This window comes from Methylobacterium sp. 391_Methyba4 (assembly GCF_029691625.1).
In the GTDB taxonomy this organism is placed as follows: domain Bacteria; phylum Pseudomonadota; class Alphaproteobacteria; order Rhizobiales; family Beijerinckiaceae; genus Methylobacterium; species Methylobacterium fujisawaense.
In genome coordinates this window covers 4,426,268-4,441,890 of sequence record NZ_CP121475.1, presented here as the reverse complement: position 1 = coordinate 4,441,890, position 15,623 = coordinate 4,426,268, and the positions used below count along the sequence as shown (strand labels likewise).

At 71.4% G+C, this 15,623-nt stretch carries 13 protein-coding genes; 11 read left to right on the top strand and 2 right to left on the bottom strand.

The window, feature by feature from the left end; all coding sequences use genetic code 11:
• Positions 1-18: 18 nt before the first annotated feature.
• Positions 19-684 (bottom strand): HdeD family acid-resistance protein, encoded by a 666-nt coding sequence (locus P9K36_RS20860; protein WP_043345689.1) that lies wholly within the window; start codon positions 682-684, stop codon positions 19-21.
• 191 nt (positions 685-875) lie between these two features.
• On the opposite strand from P9K36_RS20860, the gene P9K36_RS20855 reads away from it, so the two are divergent.
• Both P9K36_RS20855 and P9K36_RS20850 read left to right on the top strand, forming a co-directional pair.
• Entirely contained in the window at positions 876-2,153 is a 1,278-nt protein-coding gene (locus P9K36_RS20855) for an HlyD family secretion protein (RefSeq protein WP_278305916.1), read from the top strand.
• 5 nt (positions 2,154-2,158) lie between these two features.
• Positions 2,159-3,841, top strand: coding sequence for a DHA2 family efflux MFS transporter permease subunit (locus P9K36_RS20850; RefSeq protein WP_210281390.1), 1,683 nt, complete (start codon positions 2,159-2,161; stop codon positions 3,839-3,841).
• Positions 3,842-4,049: 208 nt separating this feature from the next.
• Here P9K36_RS20850 and P9K36_RS20845 read toward each other — a convergent pair whose 3' ends face one another.
• Positions 4,050-5,282 (bottom strand): transglycosylase SLT domain-containing protein, encoded by a 1,233-nt coding sequence (locus P9K36_RS20845; RefSeq protein ID WP_043381265.1) that lies wholly within the window; start codon positions 5,280-5,282, stop codon positions 4,050-4,052.
• Between the two features lie 324 nt (positions 5,283-5,606).
• Between P9K36_RS20845 and P9K36_RS20840 the strand changes: the two genes are divergently transcribed.
• The 9 genes from P9K36_RS20840 (at position 5,607) to P9K36_RS20800 (ending at position 15,538) form a co-directional block, all read left to right on the top strand.
• Positions 5,607-6,797 carry an inositol-3-phosphate synthase gene (locus P9K36_RS20840; RefSeq protein ID WP_043381133.1) on the top strand — a complete coding sequence of 397 codons (1,191 nt, stop codon included), beginning with the start codon at positions 5,607-5,609 and terminating at the stop codon, positions 6,795-6,797.
• A 39-nt stretch (positions 6,798-6,836) separates the two neighbouring features.
• On the top strand, positions 6,837-7,763 hold the full coding sequence (locus tag P9K36_RS20835) for a hypothetical protein (protein ID WP_278305915.1): 927 nt from the start codon (positions 6,837-6,839) through the stop codon (positions 7,761-7,763).
• A 44-nt stretch (positions 7,764-7,807) separates the two neighbouring features.
• Entirely contained in the window at positions 7,808-8,989 is a 1,182-nt protein-coding gene (locus P9K36_RS20830; protein ID WP_278305914.1) for a methyltransferase domain-containing protein, read from the top strand.
• A complete protein-coding gene (locus tag P9K36_RS20825; protein WP_278305913.1) occupies positions 8,989-9,984 on the top strand; it encodes a Gfo/Idh/MocA family oxidoreductase in 996 nt (331 codons plus the stop codon). Before P9K36_RS20830 ends, P9K36_RS20825 begins: the two co-directional genes overlap by 1 nt.
• A 224-nt stretch (positions 9,985-10,208) precedes the next feature.
• A complete protein-coding gene (locus P9K36_RS20820; RefSeq protein WP_278305912.1) occupies positions 10,209-11,810 on the top strand; it encodes a YcaO-like family protein in 1,602 nt (533 codons plus the stop codon).
• On the top strand, positions 11,807-12,679 hold the full coding sequence (locus P9K36_RS20815; RefSeq protein ID WP_278305911.1) for a sugar phosphate isomerase/epimerase family protein: 873 nt from the start codon (positions 11,807-11,809) through the stop codon (positions 12,677-12,679). The genes P9K36_RS20820 and P9K36_RS20815 overlap by 4 nt, the downstream gene beginning before the upstream one ends.
• An 85-nt stretch (positions 12,680-12,764) precedes the next feature.
• A complete protein-coding gene (locus P9K36_RS20810; RefSeq protein ID WP_278305910.1) occupies positions 12,765-14,003 on the top strand; it encodes a glycosyltransferase family 4 protein in 1,239 nt (412 codons plus the stop codon).
• Between the two features lie 157 nt (positions 14,004-14,160).
• Positions 14,161-14,919, top strand: a complete 759-nt coding sequence (locus tag P9K36_RS20805; protein ID WP_278305909.1) for a PIG-L family deacetylase — start codon at positions 14,161-14,163, stop codon at positions 14,917-14,919.
• The gene (locus P9K36_RS20800; RefSeq protein WP_278305908.1) at positions 14,909-15,538 is read left to right on the top strand and encodes a uracil-DNA glycosylase; all 630 of its coding nucleotides are present in this window, start codon (positions 14,909-14,911) and stop codon (positions 15,536-15,538) included. Before P9K36_RS20805 ends, P9K36_RS20800 begins: the two co-directional genes overlap by 11 nt.
• Positions 15,539-15,623: the final 85 nt, after the last annotated feature.

Genomic DNA, 15,623 nt, shown 5'->3' with positions numbered 1-15,623 from the left:
ATCCGGTTCGGGACCGGCTCACCGGCCGAGCGGCGTTCCCGGCCCCGCGGCCGCCCCGTGCCGGCTGCGCAGCTGGAAGGCCAGGATCAGCAGCAGGATGCCGAAGGCGAAGGTGTAGGAGCCGATCCACCACGTCAGCACCAGGGCCGACATGCCCGGGTTGATGAGCAGCGCGAGGCCGAACAGGATCGACACGACCCCGCCGAGGACGAGCCACCACCGGCCGTAATGCAGGTGTAGGCGGAAGGCCGCCGCGATCATCAGGCCGCCGGTCACCAGCGCCCATACGGCGAGCAGCAGCACGAAGGCCCAGACGGCCGCGGCCGGCACCAGCGCCGCGGCGACGCCCACGACGATGTCGACGACGCCCTCGAGCAGCAGGAAGCCCCAGCGCTCGTGACGCTGCGCCGCGCGGACCGCGCCCACGATGGCGATGATGCCGTCGGCAAGCATGTAGGCGGCGAAGAACAGCACCAGGGAGAGCACGAAGGCGCCCGGCGCAACGAACGCGATGACACCGAACAGGATCGCGATGACGCCGCGCAGCGCCACGAGCCACCAGTTCCGCGCCAGCGCCGCGCTCATGGCGTCAAGGCGGGCGACGCCGACGAGCGGGATGCCGGTGGGCGAAGTCGGCGAGCCGGAGCCGGGGCTCTGCGGGGTCGGGGATGGGCTGTGCGTCATGGCGTACTCCTGGGCTCGGTGCCCGAGAACGGCAAAGGTTCCGGGCGCAGAACGCCGCAGGGCCGCCTGCGTTCCGGTGGCCCGCTCCGCGCATGGAACCTTGAGCCTGCGGCCGGCTTTTGCTGCCTGAGGCGGGCGATGCGACAAGCCCGGTCACCGTGCGGTGACCGGCCATCGGGCGGCGACTTCCCATGTTTGACGATCAGCGGCCTTCCTCCGAGGGTGAGGCGCGCCCGCATCCCGCCGACGGCCGTCCGGCCGCCCGCGAACGGGACGTGCTGGATCTCGGCCGAGCCAAGCCCGCCGGGGACGTTGGCGCCGCCCAGGAGACCGGCCGCAAGCCGGGCACGGAGGATGCGGCCGACGACGCAGAGGCTCAGGACGGCCAATCCGACGACGCCGCGGAAGATGCCGACGACGGCGAGGACGACGCCCGGCGCCCGAACGTCCTGCGGCGCCACCCGTTCGCGTTCCTGCTCGGCGGCCTCGCGGTCGTCGCGCTGTGCGTCGGCGTGTTCTTCTACTGGTTGCTGTACATGCACCCCTACGAGAGCACCGACGATGCCTTCGTCGACGCGCGCAGCATTGCGATCCAGCCGAAGGTCGGCGGCTACCTCGTCGATGTGCCGGTCACCGACAACCAGCACGTCGAGGCCGGCCAGATCCTGTTCCAGATCTTCCAGCGCGACTATCAGATCGCCCTCGATCAGGCGAAGGCGCAGATCGAGGCCGACGAGGCTGGCATCAAGAACATCGACGCGCAGATCCAGGCGCAATACGCCAACATCGACGTGTCCAAGGCGCAGGTCGCCACCGCCGAGGCGGCGCTGAAGTTCGCCCAGGAGGATGCGGCCCGCTACAAGGACCTCGCCGAGCGCGGCTCCGGCTCGATCCAGCAATCGCAATCGGCGACCTCGACGCTGCAGCAGCGGCAGGCCTCCCTGCAGAGCGCCCAGGCGAGCGTGGTGGCGGCCCAGAAGCAGATCGGCGCCCTCCAGGCGCAGAAGGCCTCGACCCAGGCGCAGCTCGCCCGCGACCGGGCACAGGTGGAGCAGGCCGAACTGAACCTCGGCTACACGACGGTCCGCTCCGTGCAGGCCGGCCGCGTCGTGCGGCTGACCGGCGGCATCGGCCAGCTCGCCCAGGCCGGCCAGAGCCTGGCGATGTTCGTGCCCGACGACATCTGGGTCACGGCGAACTTCAAGGAGACCCAGATCACCGACATGCGGCCGGACCAGCCGGTCGACATCGAGATCGACGCCTATCCGGGCCGCAAGATCCAGGGGACGGTGGCTTCGGTGCAGCCGGGCTCGGGTACGGCCTTCAGCCTGCTGCCGGCACAGAATGCCACCGGCAATTACGTGAAGGTGACCCAGCGCATCCCGGTCAAGATCGTGGTCAAGAACTGGCCGACGGACGTGTCGATCGGCCCGGGTATGTCGATCGTCCCGACCGTCACGGTGCGGTGAGCGCCATGGCCGGCGGGACCGGTGCGGCCGCGTCCGGACGCAAGCCGAACACGGGCAAGGCGCAGGGAAGCAAGACACAAGGAGGCAAGGCGCGAGGCGGCACGGCATCCGCGAAGGCGCCGGGTGGCCACAATCCGTGGCTGATCGCCGGCGTGGTGGCGCTGGCGACCTTCATGGAGGTGCTCGACACCACCATCGCCAACGTGGCGCTGCGCTACATCTCGGGCGGCCTCGCGGTCGGCCCCGACGAGGCCGCCTGGGTGGTGACGAGTTACCTCGTGGCCAACGCGATCACGCTCACGGCGTCGAGCTTCCTGGCCAAGCGCTACGGCCGCAAGGCGTTCTTCATGTGGTCGGTGGCCCTGTTCACCGTCTCGTCGATCCTGTGCGGCTTCGCCTGGAGCCTGGAATCCCTTCTGCTGTTCCGGGTGCTGCAGGGGCTCGGCGGCGGCGGCATGGCGCCGCTCGCCCAGTCGATCCTGGCGGATTCCTTCCCGCCCGAGAAGCGCGGCCAGGCCTTCGCGCTCTACGGCGTCGCCATCGTGGTGGCCCCGGTGATCGGCCCGACCCTCGGCGGCTGGCTCTCCGACAACGCCTCCTGGCACTGGTGCTTCCTGATCAACGGGCCTGTGGGGGTCATCGCCCTCGGGCTGATGTACTGGCTCATCGAGGACAGCGCGGCGGCCAAGAAGGAGCGCCGTGCGCTGGTCCGGAAGGGGATCCGCTTCGACATCGTCGGCTTCGTGCTGGTCGCCCTGTTCCTCGGCTCGCTGGAGGTGATCCTCGACGAGGGCCAGCGGAAGGACTGGTTCGGGACCTCGACGCTGATGAACGTCTCCGGCGTGCTGATGGTCGTGTCGTTCGTGGCCATGATCCCCTGGCTCCTGACCAAGAAGAACCCGGCCGTCGATCTCCGCCTCATCGGCAACCGCCAGTTCGGCTCCTGCTTCCTGGTGATGATGTTCACCGGGGCGATCCTGATCGCCACCACGCAGTTCATCCCGCAGATCACGCAGGAATATTACGGCTACACCGCCACGCTGTCGGGGCTCGTGCTCGGTCCGGGGGGCATCGTCACGGTGGTGATGATGTTCCTCACCGGCCGCGTCTCCGCCTACGTGCAGCCGAAATGGCTGATCGCCGCCGGCATGACCATCGTGGCTTTGGGCATGGTCGACCTGACGCGGCTCGACGGCTCCACGACGTTCTCGTTCTTCGCGTGGTCGCGGGTCTATATCGGGATCGGCCTGCCGATGGTGTTCCTGTCGATCACCTCGGCCTCGTACGAGGGGATCCGCAAGGACCAGACCGATCAGGCCTCGGCGCTGATCAACGTCGCCCGCAATGTCGGCGGCTCGATGGGCGTCTCGCTGGCCCAGAACATCCTGGCCTACCGGAGCCAGTTCCATCAGAGCCGCCTGGTGGAGAGCGTCAACCCGACCGCGCCGGCCTATCAGGAGACCATGCGGCAGGCGACGCAGTACTTCTCCGAGCACGGCTATGCCGGCGTCGAGGCCCAGAGCCAGGCGACCGCGTGGATCGGGAGCGTGCTCAGCACCCAGGTGGCGTACTGGGCCTATATCGACGTGTTCTGGGTGCTCGGCCTCGTCGCCGCCTGCGCGGTCCCGCTGGCGCTGAGCCTGAAGAGCGTCAAGCTCGGCGGCGGGGCGCCGGCCGGGGGCCATTGAGGCGGATCGGCTTGGCTGGACGTCATCCCGAGGCGCCGCGCCCGCCCACCCGGATTGGCGGAAATCATCCGGTGGCTCCGGCGCCGGAGCCCCGGATTCGGGTGCGGGTCCCCTGACCTGAAGGGAGCGGGAGGCGCGTTGGAAGCCCCCCGCGCCCCGATTGAGACGATCGAGCGCCTCAACAGGATCCGCTTCCCCTGCGCGATCCTCACACGCCGTCCGGCGGCAACGCCTCCGTCACCTCGACGCGGCGGTTGCCGGCCACCGGCGCCGTTTCCTCGGCGCTGACGATCTCGTTCTGGGACTGGCCCTTGTCGAGCGCCTCGGCGACCGCCGCGACGCCCTGGTAGCGGGTCAGCCGCCGGTCGATCATGTCGTCGATCCGTCCGTGCAGTTCCGCGACGGTCAGGCTCCGGCGCTTGCCGCCCGTCTTCGCGGTGAACAGGCTGCGATTGGCCCGCGCCGCGGTGCGGAACTCGCGCCCTGCGACCTCGTCGGGCTTCTCGGAGGAGAGCGACAGGAAGCGCCCGGCGCTCGCAGTCCCGAGGAAATGGGCGAGGTACAGCTCGGTCGTGGTCAGCGCGCGCCCGACCCGGGCCTCGATCCGCTCACGGTCGCGCTTGATCAGCTCGGCCGCCATCAGGGCGGCGACGCGCGGGTCGTTGCGCAGGCCGAGCACCCGGCCGCGCATGCTGCCCGTGACGGTGATCGCGGCGCCCCGGCCCTTCACGGCGGCGGCCTCCTCGGCGAGCCCGTAGCGGGCGCCGTAATCACGGATCATCTCCAGCCAGGTGCGGGCCACGAACTGGAACAGGCCCGCCGCCGAGGAGGTCGCCGCCTTCGCGTCCGTGTCGAAGCTCGATTCCTTGTCGGCCAGCGCCATCATGTAGACGGGGTCGACGCCGGCCTCGTCGGAGGCCTTGACGATCGTGTCGACCACCTTGCGCGGCACGCTGCGCTCGCCGAACTTGACCGCGTCCTGACCCTGCTCCTGCGTCACCCGCGGCAGAGCCGCGAGGTCTTCCTGAATCAGCGCCGTGGTGGCGGGCTCCTGCTCTGGAACCGGAAGGCCGTTCCAGGTGTTCTGGACCGGCTCGTCCGCCGCGACGGCCGGGGCTGCGGGCTGGGAAGCCGTCTGTGCGAGCCCCTGAGCGGCGCGCGGGCTGGTGTCGATCCGGTCGTGGGCCTGGGCGGCCGGGGCGAAATACGCCGGCGCGAAGGCGGCCTGCGGCAGGCCGAGCCCGGCGACGAGCCCCAGGGCCAGCGTCCCGGAAATCCGGCCGAGGCCGGTGCGGCGAAGTGACCGGCGCCCTGTCCCGCGTCCGGCCCGCGGCAGCCATGCCACGGCTTCATCCTCGATATGGCCCGTGCCGTTCAGGGTCGGCGGCACGAGTCGGCTCACGTCGTCGGCGCAACGCGCCGGCTCCGGGAAAACCCCCATCATTGGTCCTCTTCAGATCGGTCCTTGCGTCCGCCCGGCTCTGACGGCCGGGTTTTTTCGGAAGCGGCGGCCCTATCGACGCCGGCCGTGACCAGAATGGGACGGCCCCGTGATCCAAGCGTGGCACGGTCAACGAAGGGTTAACCCTGCCGCTTAGGGGGCCGTTAACGCCGTGAGCCGGCCACGCTTCGGACGACGGAGGGGCAATGTTGTCGCATTCGGGTTGGAACGCGGCACCGTCGAGCCAGTTAGATACGGCCCCGGGGGGGTCGAACTTTCCGTCCCAAGACGCCACCCGCGTCCGCACAAGGACATCATTTTCCGATGAGCATGCAGTCCGGTCGCCGCATCGGTGTCGCGTTCGTTGGCATGGGAGGCGCCGTCGCCACCACTGCCATCGCCGGCATCGAAATGATCAAATCCGGCTCCAATCGCCTCGACGGGCTGCCGCTCGCCGGTCTCTCCGTGGCCGGCATGGCCGACTACAAGGATCTCGTCTTCGGCGGCTGGGATCTCAACGGCGACGACCTCGCGTCCGCTGCGAGCGGCCACGGCGTGCTCTCGAAGGACGACATCGAGAGCGGCGCACAGGCCCTGAAGGGCATCACCCCCTGGCCGGCGGTGGGCAGCGCCAAGTTCTGCAAGAACATCGACGGCCAGAACCGCATCGTCGCCAAGGACCACCGCGAGGCGGTCTCGGTGATCGCCAACGACCTCCGCCGCTTCCAGAAGGAGAGCAACCTCGACGACGTGGTCGTGGTGAACCTCGCCTCCACCGAGCGCTGGCCGGACCTGAACGACCCGGCCCTGAACTCCACGGCTGCCTTCGAGAAGGGGCTCGATTCGAGCGACGAGGCGATCTCGCCCGCGATGCTCTACGCCTACGCGGCGATCAAGAGCGGCATCCCCTACGCCAACTTCACCCCGAGCGTGGCGGCCGACGTCCCGGCCCTCCTGGACCTCGCCAAGGAGCTGAACGTCCCGGTGGCCGGCAAGGACGGCAAGACCGGCCAGACCATGATGAAGACGGTGCTGGCCCCGGCCTTCAAGGCGCGGGCGCTCCACGTCGACGGCTGGTTCTCGACCAACATCCTGGGCAACCGCGACGGACTCGCCCTGAACGATCCGAACTCCCTCCAGTCGAAGCTCAACACCAAGGGCACGGTGCTCGACTCGATCCTCGGCTACCCGGTCGAGGACCACCTCGTGCACATCCACTATTACCGCCCGCGCGGCGACGACAAGGAAGCCTGGGACAACATCGACGTCACCGGCTTCATGGGCCAGCGGATGCAGGTGAAGGTGAACTTCCTCTGCAAGGATTCGATCCTGGCCGCGCCCTTGGTCATCGAGATCGCCCGCGTCCTCGACCTCGCCCGCACGCGCGGCGACGGCGGCGTGCAGGAGCAGCTCTCGACCTTCTTCAAGGCCCCGATGGTCAAGAACGGCCATGGGCCGGAGCACGCCTTCGGCAAGCAGGAGCAGATGCTCCGCGACTGGCTGGGCGTGCACTAGGCCTCGTCGCGACCAAGGGGCGGCTTCCGGAGCGAGACGATGCCAAGCGAGAACCAGCCGCCTCCCTCCGGCGCTGCCCCCGAGGCGCTGCGCGACCTCCTGATCGAGATGAACGACCTCAAGCGCGTCCGCTCGGCGGGGCGCGAGGGGTCGATCGCCGAGCGGCTGTTCGCGCAGGGATGGGGCCTCCTCACCGGGGGCGCCGCGCCCGATGACGTCGCCCTCGACATCACCGCCGTCACCCTCGCGGCGACGCGCCTCTGCGATCTCGACGCGGCCTTCCTAACCGCGGCCGGGCTGTCGGAGGAGGCGGCCTCGGCGGTGCTGGTGGCTGGCTTCGACGCCGTCACCGGGGAGCTCGACCCGGCTCTGCGCGAGCGCCTGCGTGGGCGGCTCGCGCCGCGACCGGTCGGCAGGCCCGGACCGCTGCCGGGCTTCGTCGCCGCTCTGGCGCAGCAGCCGCGGGCGGGCGTCACCTGTCCCGGCCGCGCCCGGATCCTGCTGGAGCCGCCGGAGAACCACGCCGAGCACTGCCTCATCGTGGCGGTCTACGGGGTCTGCCTCAGCCCGTTCTACCGGGCCGACCCCGGCACCGTGTTCCTGGCCGCGATGGCGCATCACTTCCACAACGCCGCGATGCCCGATGCCGGCTTCACCGGCGAGATGCTGCTCGGCGACCATCTCGGGCCGATCATGGCGACCACCACCGCCTGGGCGCTGGCCGAGCTCGCCGAGCCCCTGCGGGGTCAGGTGGAGCGGGCCCGCGCGGTGCTGCCCGACGACGCCACCGCGGAGGGCCGCGCCTTCCACGCGGCGGATTGCATCGACCGTGTCCTCCAGATCGCCCAGCATCTGCGCGGGGCCTCGACCACGATGGGGATGGTGCTCGACGAGTGGGAGCTGGTCCATGCCGGCCCGGTGAAGGGCTTCCATGATCGTGTCCTCGCCGACATGCGCATCCCTTGATCGCCGGACCCCGCCGCCCATCTGCCCGGGCGGCTCCGAGAACCATGATCCCGTTCGAACTCCATTCGCCGGACACCGGCAACCCGCTGAAGGCCGACGGCCCGCACGCCCTGCGCGATGCGGAGACCGGCGCCCGCTGGCCCGTGATCGACGGCATCCCGTACCTGCGGATCAACCGCGGGGCCCTGGTCGAGCGGGTTCTGGCCCATCTCGACGCCGGCGAGCCCGACGAGGCGCTGGCCGCGCTGCTCGTCGATCAAGACGATTGGTGGAACGGGCCCCCGGCCGATCCCGCCGGGGTCATCCGCCTCATCAAGGAGCGCCGCACGGCGACGCTGCGTGACGCGGTCCAGGGTCTCGGCTGGGGCCGCGTCGGCGACTATTTCCTGCACCGCTGGAGCGACCCGACCTTCCTGGCCGGCCTGTCGCTTCTGGAGGCGCACTGGAACGAGCCCATCTGCGTCTTCGAATTCGCCTGCGGCATCGGCCATTACCTGCGGGAATTGCAGCGGCGCGGCTGCAAGGTCGCCGGCGCCGACGTGGTCTTCGCCAAGCTCTGGGTCGCGCGCCACTGGGTGGTGGACGAGAAGGCGCAGCTCGTCTGCTTCGACGCCGGCTCGCCGCACTGGCCCATCCCGGGCGCGCCGGTCGACCTCGTCGTGTGCAACGACGCCTTCTACTTCCTCGACGACAAGGCGGCCCTGCTGGAGAACCTCCGCCAGAATGCCGGCGACGACGGCTGGCTGGCGCTGAGCCACATCCACAACCGCGACTGCCCGGGCTTCTCGGCCGGCCGGGCGGTGACCGCCGAGGAGATCGCCGAGTATTTCCCCGACGCCCTGGTCTACGACGACGCGGAGCTCACGCGGGCGCTCGTCGAGGCGCGGGCGCCGGGCCCGCAGGAGCCTGGGGCCTTGCGGACCTGCGAGGCGTTCTCGGTGGTATGCGGCCCCGGCATGCGCCCGGCGCCGCGCGCTCTGGTCGACGGGCTGACCCTGCCGAAGCCCGGCACGGTGCTGCGGCTCAACCCGCTCTATGCGCCCGAGGGGGACGGCTACGTCATCCGCTGGCCCTCGGAGCGCTACGAGGCGGAATACGCCTCCCGGGCCACCTACCCGCTGCACGCGCCCGGCCCGGAGCATCTGACCTTCGACGGCACGCTCGATAGCCCGGAGACGCAGCGTATCCGGGTGCGCGAATTCGTCGACCTGCCGGAGCGGTGGTGATGGACGCGGTCGGCTGGGGCATCGTCGGCTACGGCTGGGTCGCCCGCGACTACATGGAGCCGGGCATCCGCGCCGCCGGGCACCGGCTGGTGGCGGTCTGCGATCCGAACCCGGAATGCCGCGCCGCGGCCGAGCGGGCGGGCGCCCGCGGCCATGCCGATCTCGCCGGTCTCATCGCCGAGTCCGGGGTCGAGGCGGTCTACGTGGCGACGCCGAACCATCTCCACCGCGGCGCCGTCGAGGCGCTGGCCGCCGCCGGCAAGGCGGTGCTCTGCGAGAAGCCCATGGCGGCGACGCTCGCGGACGCGGAAGCCATAGCGCGCGCGGTCGAATCGCAAGAAATCTTCTACGGCACGGCCTTCGATCAGCGTCACCACCCGGCCCATCGGACGATCCGCGCCCAGGTCGCGGCCGGGCGGCTCGGCACCGTCACCACGGTGCGGATCGTCTACGCCTGCTGGCTCGGGCGCGACTGGTCGGAGGCCGGCCAGCCCAACTGGCGGATCGATGCCGCCCAGGCCGGCGGCGGCGCCTTGATGGACCTCGCCCCGCACGGGCTCGACCTCGTGGATTTCCTGCTCGACGAGCCGATCGCCGACCTCGCGGCCCTGACCCAGAGCCGGGCCCAGGACTATTCCGTCGATGACGGCGCCCTGCTGATCGGGCGGACCGCGGGCGGCGCGCTGGCAAGCCTGCACGTCGCCTACAATTGCCCCGACGCGCTGCCCCGCCGCCGCCTGGAGGTGGTCGGTACGAAGGGGATGCTGATCGCCGAGAACACCATGGGCCAGACGGCCGGCGGATCGCTGTCCTTCATCGACGGCGCCAGCGGGCGCGTCGAACCGCTCGCCTTCGACGCCGACAGCTCCCCCTTCACCGAGCAGGTGCGCGCCTTCGGCTCGGCCCTGCGCCGGCCCGAGGAGCGGGGGGCGTACTCGGCCGCACGCGATCTCCACACGATGCGACTCGTCGCCCGCGCCTATGAGCAGGGGTAGCGACCGCAGGACAGGATGAGCAGACACCGGACAGCTACCTATCCAATCCAAGCCGCACCCTCATCCTGAGGTGCCCGCGCCAGCGGGCCTCGTGGGAGGGCTCCAGGAAGCGCTGTGCCGTCCAGAGCCCTCCTTCGAGGCCTTCGCTGCGCTCCGGCAGCTCAGGATGAGGGGATGGGCAGGACGAAGGTGAGCAGGCGGTCCGAGGAACACGGGAACACGACGTGAGCAACGCAGACGGCTTCCACGACCAGGACGACCGCGCCCGGCACGCGCGGATCAAGGCGCCGCGCCCCTATCGCTTCGGCGCTAAGCGGCCGATCGAGGGGCTGCCCGAGACCCTGCCGGATCCCGTGCGCGCCTATCTCGACGTCCTGCCGGAAGGGCGCATCGTCGGCTTCCCGCTGGCGCCCCTCGACCGCACCGGCATCCCGGTCTGGTTCGTGGCCCTGTTCCTCGACGACCCGTTCTTCGTGGGCGCGATGCCGTCGGGCATCGGCTACGGCGCCACCGACGACGAGGCGCTGATCGGCGCGGTCGCCGAGATCGCCGAGAACCTGATGCCCTCGCTCGCGGTCCTGCCCCGGGCCAAGGAACGGGCGAGCTACACCGACCTCGCCCGCGTCTACGGCGCCAAATCCGTCGCCGACCCGCTGACCCTCTGCCTGGCCGCCGGCTCCCCGGTGGGCCGGGACACGGTGCTCGAATGGACGCCCAGCGTCCGGCACGCTACGGGCGAGATCGTGCTCATGCCGCTCGACGTCGCCGCCACCGACTATTTCGAGCTGTCCGAGGGCTACAAACCCTTCACCAACCTGATCACCAACGGTCTCGGCGCGGGGCCCGACGTGCCCTTCGCGCTGGGCCACGGCGTCCTTGAGCTGCTCCAGCGGGACGGCAACGGCCTGCTGTTCCGGGCTCTCGACCAGGGCGTGATGCTCGACCTCGACGGCATCGGCCCGGAGAACGCCGCGATGCTGGCCCGGCTCAAGGAGCTCGGGATCCACGCGCTGCCGAAATTCGCCACCGACCAGTTCGGCCTCACCAACCTCTACGTCGTCGGCTACGACGCGGATCCGGCGCGCACCCCGGCGCCGATCGCCCTGTCGGCTTGCGGCGAGGCCTGCGATCCGGACCGGGAGCGGGCCCTCCGCAAGGCGCTGCTCGAGTTCCAGGCCGCGCGGGTGCGCAAGACCTTCGGCCACGGCCCCCTCGACATGGCCGCCACGGTGACTCCGCCGGGCTACATCGACGCCTTCATCCAGAAGGCGCTTCCGAGCCTCGATCTCGAGGAGAGCCGCGCCCTGCAGGCGATGCTCGAATGGATCGAGATGCCCGCCGCCGACCTGCGCGGCGTGCTGGCCGACACCGTCTATTCGGAGCGGAGCACCAAGCGCTTCGCGGACCTGCCCTCGACCCCGGCCGCGGACGGGCATGCCAGGGGCAAGATCGCCTGCGACCGGCTCACGGAGGCCGGGTTCGACGTCCTCTACGTCGACTGCACGCCCCCGGGCGGCGGGGTCGGCGTGGTCAAGGCGATCGTGCCGGGGCTCGAGGTCGAGACCATGAGCTACTACCGGATCGGCGAGCGCAACACGAAGAAGCTCATCGACCGCGACCACCCGCTGATCAAGTTCGGCACCGAAAGCGAGACCCTGCGGCCGGTCCGCCTGACGCCGGAGGCCCTGGAGCGGTTCGGCGGCCAGCCGCTGTTCGACGTCGCCCTGGCCGAGCGGATCGTCGGGCGGCACTATCCGCTCTATCGCGAGCCGGAATCGCACCACGCGCCGTTCCGCCTCGCCCAGCGTCAGGGGAGGGCGGCATGACGCTCCGGTTCGCCTACAACACCAACGGCGCGGCCAACCACCGCCTCGACGACGCGATCCACCTGATCAAGGCCGCGGGCTACGACGGCGTGGCCCTGACGCTGGACATCCACCACCTCGATCCGTTCTCCGAAACCTGGGCGGCCGAGGCCGGCCGGGTGGCGAGCCTGCTGGAGAAACTGGAACTGACCTGCGTCATCGAGACGGGCGCCCGCTTCCTCCTCGACCCCACCTCCAAGCACGAGCCGACGCTCGTGACGGCCGATGCCGCGGGCCGCGCCCGGCGGGTCGGCTTCCTCAAGCGGGCCATCGAGATCAGCGGCATGCTGAGCGCCGAGGCGGTCTCGTTCTGGGCCGGCGTGCCGAAGCCCGGCGTCGATCCCGGCGAGGCTCGGCGCTGGCTGGCCGAGGGGCTGCACGAAGTCGCGGCCTTCGCCACGGAGGCGGGCGTCGTCCCCTGCCTGGAGCCGGAGCCCGGCATGCTGATCGAGACCCTCGACGATTACGCGGCCCTCGACGTGCCGGGGCTGAAGCTCGCCCTCGATACCGGCCACTGCCTCGTCACGGGCGAGCGCGAGCCGGCGGCGGCCGTGCGTGAATTCGCCGACCGGATCGGCACCGTGGCGATCGAGGACATGAAGCGCGGCAGCCACATCCACCTGCCCTTCGGCGAGGGCGACATGGACGTGCCGGGCGTCCTCGAGGCGCTGGAGGCGATCAACTTCGGCAAGCTGATCTGCGTCGAGCTGTCCCGCGAGAGCCACCGGGCCGACGTGATGATCCCGCAGGCGCTCGACTACCTCCGCGGCTGCCGGCGCCCCGGTCCGGTTCTGGCCGGCGAGCAGGAGACGCGGCGGCAATGGCAGTGAGAGACGAGCCGGGGCGAGACGGGACGCCGGCGCGGGAGAGGGGGCCACGCGGCACCTCTCCCGGTCTGCGCGAAGGGGCGGCACGATGAGAATCCTCTTCCTCAGCCGCCGCTACTTCCCCGCCATATCGGGCATGAGCGTCTACGCGCAGAACCTCCTGCGCGAACTCGTCGGCGCCGGCCACGACGTGACGATGATCTCGCAGTACCGGGGCGACGCCTTCGGCACCCGCGTTTACGGCGGCGGGCCGCCGCCGCCGGTGCCGGGGGTGCGGGTGATCGGCCTGGAGCAGTTCGGCGAGCAGACGTCGGGCGATTTCGAGCGCGACATCGCCACCATGGTGGACGCGATCGCCCAAGAGCACGCCCAGAACCCCTTCGACATCCTGCACGCGCAGTATGGCTACCCGACCGGCTGGGCGGTGCTGCTGGCCGCCCGCAAGCTCGGGGTGCCGAGCGTCGTCTCGATCCAGGGCGGCGACGGCCACTGGGTCGGCTCCTGCTGCGAGACGCACCGGGTCGCCATGTGCGAGGTGCTGGCTCACGCCAACGCCCTGCTGATCGGCGGCGCCTCCTTCGTGGACGAGGTCTGCGAGCGCCTGGGCTCGGACCCCGCCCGCTTCACGATCGTGCCCGGCGCGGTCGACACCGAGCGCTTCGCGCAGGGGACGCCCGACGGGCTGCCGGCGCCCCATGGCGGGCCGGTGCGGCTGTTCTACCACGGCCGGGTCGACCGCCGGAAAGGCGTGCTCGATTTCATCGAGGCCCTGGCGATCCTGCGCGCGCAGGGCACGCCCTTCGCGGCCACGATCTCGGGAATCGGGCCCGACGTGGACCCGGCCAAGGCGCTCGCCGCGGAGCACGCCTTCTCCGAGCGCGAGATCGCCTTCACGGGCTATGCCGAGTACGGCTCCGTGCCCGATCTCTACCGCCGTGCCGACGTGTTCGTCTCGCCGACCTACGCGGAGGGGTTCTCGAACACGATCCTGGAGGCGCTGGCGGCCGGGCTCGCCACCGTCTCGTGCCACGCGGTCGGCGTGTCGGACTGCCTGCGCGACGGGGAGAACGGGCTGCTGGTGAATCCGGGCGACGTGCCGGCGCAGGCCGCCGCGCTCACCCGGATCATCACGGACGCGGCGCTCCGCCGCCGCATCGCGAGCGCCGGCCTCGAGGAGTGCCGGCGGGTCTATTCCTGGCACGCGGTCGGGCGGCAGATCATGGAGGTCTACGCGCGGGTGCGTTCCGAGACGCCGGCCACCGACTTTGCGACGGACCTGCCCGACGATCCCAGCTGCCGGTTCCGCGCCGAGCCACACCTGCTCTGACGGGACTTCGCACTTGGGCCGTCCCATCCGGGGCCTCGTCCTGAGATGCGCCCGCGACGCGCAAGCCGCGATGGCGCCCTCGCGCCGGCACTGCGCTCCGGCACCTCGGAATGAGGCTCGGGGTTGGAGCATCCCCCCAGCCGACAGGCTCTGAACCATGCCGATCGCCCTCGCCCTGTCCCCCCATCTCGATGATGTGGCCTTCTCCTGCGGCGGCCTCCTGGCAGGCCTGGCGCGGGACGGCTGGCGCGTGGTGATGGCGACCCTGTTCACCGGCAGCGTCGCCGACCCGACGGGCTTCGCCCTCGCCTGCCAGCTCGACAAGGGCTTGGCGCCGGAGGTCGACTACATGGCCCTGCGCCGGGACGAGGATGTCCGCGCCGCCGCCGCGCTCGGCATCGCGCCGCCCGTCCACCTGCCGTTCCGGGAGGCGCCGCACCGGGGCTACGGCGCGCCGCCGGAGCTCTTCTCCGAGACCCGCGCCGACGACGGCATCGTGGGCGACCTCGCCCCCGCCCTGGCAGATCTGATCGCCGCCGAGCGGCCCGACCTGATCCTCGCCCCCCAGGCGATCGGCGGCCATGTCGATCACGTCCAGGCGGTCCGGGCGCTGAGCGGGCTCGCTGTGCCGTCGCCGATCCTGTGGTGGCGCGATTTTCCCTACACGGTGCGGGAGTCCGCGCCGAAGGCGCCGCTGGCCGCGCTGTTCGCGGGGCTTCCCGAGCCGGTGATGCGCCTCGATCCGGAGGCGCAAGCCCGCAAGCGCGCCGCCTGCGCGGCCTATGCCAGCCAGATCGGTTTCCAGTTCGGCGGCGTGGCCGGCCTCGACGCGCGCCTCGCCCGGGAGGAGGGCCTCGAGCGCTTCCGCCTGTCCGGCCCGCTCGGCGTGTCCGTCCCCGGGCTCGATGCCGGCTGAGCCGCAGGCGCCGAGGGCCCTGGCCGATCCGGACGCCCTCGCGGCACGCCGCGTCCTGATCGGCAGCCCCCACATCGCCCCGATCCGGGCCCTCGCCGCGCGCATTGCGGCCGAGCGTGGCGCCCCGGTCCCGGCGCCCGACCCCCTGGATGGCGGCGTCGACGCCCGGATGCTGCTCCTCCTCGAGACGCCGGGCCCGGCGGTGCTGCGCACCGGCTTCGTGACCCGCGACAGCGCGAACGGCACCGCCGCGAACCTGTTCCGCTTCCTCGCCGAGGCCGGCATCGCCCGCGCCGACACGCTGATCTGGAACGCCGTCCCCTGGCTGATCCACCAGGAGGGCGCACGCAACCGCGCACCCCGCCGCGCGGAGGTCGCGGCCGCCGCGCCCTATCTGGCCCCGCTCCTCGACCTCCTGCCGCGCCTCGCCGTGGCGGTGCTGGCCGGCCGCTTCGCCGGCGAGGCGGCGCCGGCGCTCGCGGTGCTCCGCCCCGACCTGCCGGTCATCCGGGTGCCGCATCCGAGTCCGACCTATGTCTGCACCGCGCCGGAGGTGCCGGCCCGGATCCGGCGGGGCCTCGCCGAGGCGGCGGCGCGGCTCGGGCGGATGCCCGGCTGAGGATAGAACGCCTGTCCCGGCGGCCGCTTCCCTGGTCTTGGGCGCCGGTTCGGCCTACATGCGGGGCAACGGGCCGCGGTCCGGG